The organism is Paraburkholderia sp. (assembly GCF_050742655.1).
Taxonomy (GTDB): domain Bacteria; phylum Pseudomonadota; class Gammaproteobacteria; order Burkholderiales; family Burkholderiaceae; genus Paraburkholderia.
Map to the genome: position 1 here is coordinate 1 of NZ_JBOIGG010000051.1, position 4,405 is coordinate 4,405.

3 protein-coding genes are annotated in these 4,405 nt (G+C 60.4%); all 3 read left to right on the plus strand.

From position 1 onward, the window contains the following. On the plus strand, positions 1–2,569 hold a 2,569-nt coding region (locus ACREXZ_RS30620; RefSeq protein WP_431767877.1), incomplete at its 5' end, for a rhamnan synthesis F family protein. A gap of 10 nt (positions 2,570–2,579) precedes the next feature. Beyond that, positions 2,580–4,013, plus strand: a complete 1,434-nt coding sequence (locus ACREXZ_RS30625) for a glycosyltransferase family 2 protein (RefSeq protein ID WP_431767878.1) — start codon at positions 2,580–2,582, stop codon at positions 4,011–4,013. A 95-nt stretch (positions 4,014–4,108) separates the two neighbouring features. Next, positions 4,109–4,405: FkbM family methyltransferase (locus ACREXZ_RS30630; protein WP_431767879.1), on the plus strand; the 297-nt coding region annotated here is incomplete at its 3' end.

Genomic DNA, 4,405 nt, shown 5'->3' on the forward strand with positions numbered 1-4,405 from the left:
TGTTTTCGACGAGTTTCAGCCACCTGTGCATTTGCTGCAACGCGCCGAGCGCGCGGAACAGGAACTTCGACAGGTTCGCGAGCAGGCTGCCGAGACGCTGCGTGAGGCGCAAGCTACAAGCCGCGAGGCCATCCGGTTGGTGGAGCAGTCTGCACACGAAGCGGATGCGGCGAGCCGCCACGCCGCCGAAACCGTGCAACAGATGGCGCAAACCCTTGATGAAACAACGCGGCGAACCAACGCAGCTCTAGCGGAGCAGGCAAGGCGCAGCGAGGAAGTACAGCGTGCCGCGCGGAAAGCCGACGAGCGTGTGGCGGCGATACTCGGCAGCACGTCATGGCGGGTGACGGCGCCACTGCGTGCGATGGTGATCGGTACGCCGAATCAGGTGCGCTCAACGCTCCGCCGTGGAGCCAAGGCACTTTGGTGGGCTGTGACTCCACAAAGAATGCCGGCGCGCATCGCCTTTCTGCGAGAACGACGAAGACAAGCGTTTTACCGCGACAATCCGTTGGCTCCACCCTCAATAGACGAGTCTGGCGTAGGACTTGGCCAACCGGTGACCGACGCAGTGATCGAGTACCGCAAGGCGACGCGCCATGGCCACGAGGCCGCGTTGTTCGTGACTCATTCGCCCGACGGCAAACTCAAACCCCATGTGCGCCCCTTCATCGCGGCTCTGCGTCGGCAGGGCATCCATGTAACGTTGATCGTGGCTGCGGATGCGGCCTGGTTTGATCGGGATGCCTTGCCGCTCGACGAGGTCGATACGCTGGTCGTACGTGAGAATCACGGGCTCGACTTCGCCGCCTGGGCGCATGTATTGCAACTGGAACCTGATCTGTTCGATGCCGAAACGCTCTACCTGCTCAACGACAGCCTGATTGGCCCCTTCAACGACGTGCTTTTCGAGAAGCTGCTGGCTCGCCTGCGTTCGGAATCCGCCGATGTGATCGGCTTGACGGAGAGCTGGGAACATCAGTGGCACATCCAGAGCTTTTTCCTGGCGCTTCGGCGTCGTGTGCTGGCATCCCCCGTCCTCCAGGCCTTTTTCAACAAGGTGCTGGTCTTGCCCACGAAGGATGAGGTCATCCAGCGGTATGAAATCAATTTCGCCCCCACACTGCGCGCAGCTGGCATTTCCTGTGCCGTGTTGTTCCCATCCGAGAACCGAAACAACCGCACGCTTTTCGACTGGAGGCGGCTGATTGAAGAGGGATTCCCCTTCGTCAAAGTCATGGCGCTGCGCGACAAGATCGAGGGCGTGGACAGCAGCAACTGGAGCGAGATACTGAAAGCGCAGGGTTACGACGTGGCGCTGGCCGAACCCTTGATGCAGGTGACTGCGACGAATCCGGATCAAGCCGAGAGTAACGGCGCGCCCTCGCACGTGCCGGAGCGTTCGACGCTTCCTCGACATCTGCCCGGCACCGGACTCGAACCTGCCGTGCAGTTCATCGGCCCCTGGAACTATGCCAACGGTCTGGGCGTCGCCAGCCGCTCCTATGTGTCAGCTCTGCGGCACACCCCGTATGCGCTCAATCTTGCGCCGGTCAAACGCCCCTTCCACATTCACCGGCGTACGACGGTACCCCTGGACATCAACGACTTCTCAGGACCGGCCGACGTGGCTGCTGTCCATCTCAATCCCGAGGCGTGGCCCGCGCTGCTGGTCGCTGAACAGAGGCAAGCCATCGAGCATGCCCGGCTGAAGCTCGGTCTCTGGGTCTGGGAGACAGAGAGTATTCCGAACTTCTGGTACCCCACGTTCGGTTCAGTCGACGCGATCTGGGCACCCAGCCGCTTCTGTCAGGAGGTCTTCGCAGCGGGGACCAGCGCCCCGGTTCATGTGATCCCGTATGTGGTGACCGTGCCGTCCAGCCTTCCTCATCCAGACAAGATTCGCCGGACCAAGGAGGAGATCGGCCTCAGGGCCGACGATCGCGCGATCGTCTATGCCTTCGACGGGTCAAGCTACCTTGTGCGCAAGAACCCCGCCGCACTGGTGAGGGCCTTTGCTCGAACGCGACTGGGGCGTTCCGGTTGGAAGCTGGTGCTGAAGACCAAGCACCTGTTTGACATGCCGCAGCAGGGCGCGCAGTTGCAGCAGTTGTGCGATGCCGCCGAAGGGGTCGTGCTGATTAACCATGCACTCGACCTGGACACGATGCGTAACTTGATGGCAATGGCCGACATTTACGCCTCGCCGCATTGCGCGGAAGGCTTCGGCCTGACGGTGGCCGAGGCGATGGCGATGGGTAAGATCGTGGTGGCCACCGACTATAGCGGCACACGTGATTTCCTTGACGACAGTTGCGGGTTTCCTGTTCGGTATGCCATGACCTCCCTGAAGGACGACCACGGTGCCTACACGAAAGGCAACACCTGGGCCCAGATTGACGAAGATCATCTGGCCGAGTCGCTGGAACAAGCCGCTGCGCTTGTCGAAAAGGGCGACCATACGATCGGAGACAGGGCGCGCGCGCGCATTGCAACAGATTTGTCAGCCGAGCGGGTCGGCGCGCTGATCCAGCAAAGCATCGAGCAACTTCTCGCTCCTCGGCGATAGGGCTGACCTCATGCAAAACTTATTGTCACCCCCTTTTCTGGTTCCTTTGACCGTAACCTCTGCCGGTGAATTGCTAGGCGAGAACGGCCGGATGGCGCAAATCCAGGGTGGAGCGCACTGGTATGTGTTAAGCGATGCACGCACCGAACTCTCTGTCGAGTTCGGTGACATCCTGCAGCGGGAGGCCACAAGCAGACCCGATATCGGCATCTTCTACGTGGATCATCATGTCCGCAGCGAGAAGACGCTCGATCTGCGCCCGGAATTTGATCTGGCGCTGCTCCTCGCCTATGACTATATCGGCCTGCCGATAGCCGTTCAGGCCAACGTCCTGTCCAAGCTGCAGGCCGTAGCAAAGGACTATGGCTCAGCCTTCAGTTATGCGCTGCTGCTCCAGGCCGTGCAAACCGGCATCACCATCGGTCGCATCGCGCAGACGCTGGCGACGCGCGAAAAACGCTACCCGCAAGTCCCCCGGCAAGTCCGTCAGCGCGTGCTGGAGGACTGGCTGGGCCAGGATCGTGTCCATTTCGACCTGAAGCCGGGTATCCCGCCTTACGCATTGCAGCTAAGGCGGAATGCGGGAGAGATGCCCCCTGTCACCGTGTGCATCCCGACCCGCCAGAGCCACCCTCCCACCGACGACGGGGACGGAGAGAAGCAGCCTCCCTTCATCATCGGCGTGCTCGAAACCATCGCCCTCCTGGATTACCCGATGGACAGGTTGCGAGTAATCGTCGGGGATGATCTGCCTGACGGCTCGGCCTATGCCGACCGGCCTTGGCCTTTCGAGCTGACACGCATCGTCACCGCGCGCGCGCCTGGCGAGCCGTTCAACTATGCGAAGAAGATGAATCAGCTCTGGCGATTGAGTCAGACCGAACAGATTGTGCTGATGAACGACGATATCACCAGCGAGTCGACCGATTGGCTGCAAGCGCTACTGACCTTCTCGATGCAGGAGGATGTTGGCGGCGCTGGCGCGCGGCTTCTTTATCCGAACGGAACTCTCCAGCATGCGGGGATGGCCGGAGGACTGATCAGCACTTGCGCCCATACCTGGCTCGGCTGCCCTGCCGATGTGCCGACCTATCAGGACTGGGCCGTCGTCCATCGTGAATGGTCGATGGTCACGGGGGCCATTTTTGCGACCCGGCGTTCGGTGCTCGAAGAGATCAACGGCTTCGATGAGGTGTTCACCCTGGAATTCAATGACGTGGACATGTGTCTGCGGCTGAAGATGCTGGGCTACCGGATCGTCTACACGCCGCACGCCGAGCTTGTTCATCATGAGAAGGCGTCTCGCGGTGAAACTGCTCCTCCCGGTACCGATCTAGCCCGCTTTCTTAAGCGCTGGAGCGAATATCTATACAACGATCCCATGTTCCACCCTAGGCTGGATCGTCAATCCCTCGCCTTGCGCCCGCTCTCATCTTCAGCCTGAGGGCTAAGCGTCAGCTAAAGTTCAAAACCCTGATTCGCATATTCTAAGCAACAGAGATGTTGCGCGGCACAACCAACATTACGGTCTGACCACTCATGACAATGATCTCCTTTGCGCAGAACCAGGAAGACATCATGCTGTGGCGTGCGCTTGGGCACGTACGCAACGGGTTCTATATCGATGTCGGAGCCGCTGATCCCGTGGATTTTTCGGTCACGAGGCTTTTCTATGATCACGGGTGGCACGGCATCAATCTGGAGCCGCGGCCGGCCTATTTTGCGTTGCTGGGTGCAGCTCGCCCTCACGACATCAATTTGCAGCTTGCCGCTGGCCGCGAGGCGGGCTCGCATATTTTCCACCGAATTGACGGCACCGGCCTCTCAACGTTTGAC

What these genes read in the sequence shown, in the direction of transcription:
- ACREXZ_RS30625 (WP_431767878.1), top strand. Translation starts at nt 2,580, where the DNA reads ATGCAAAACTTATTGTCACCCCCTTTTCTGGTTCCTTTGACCGTAACC.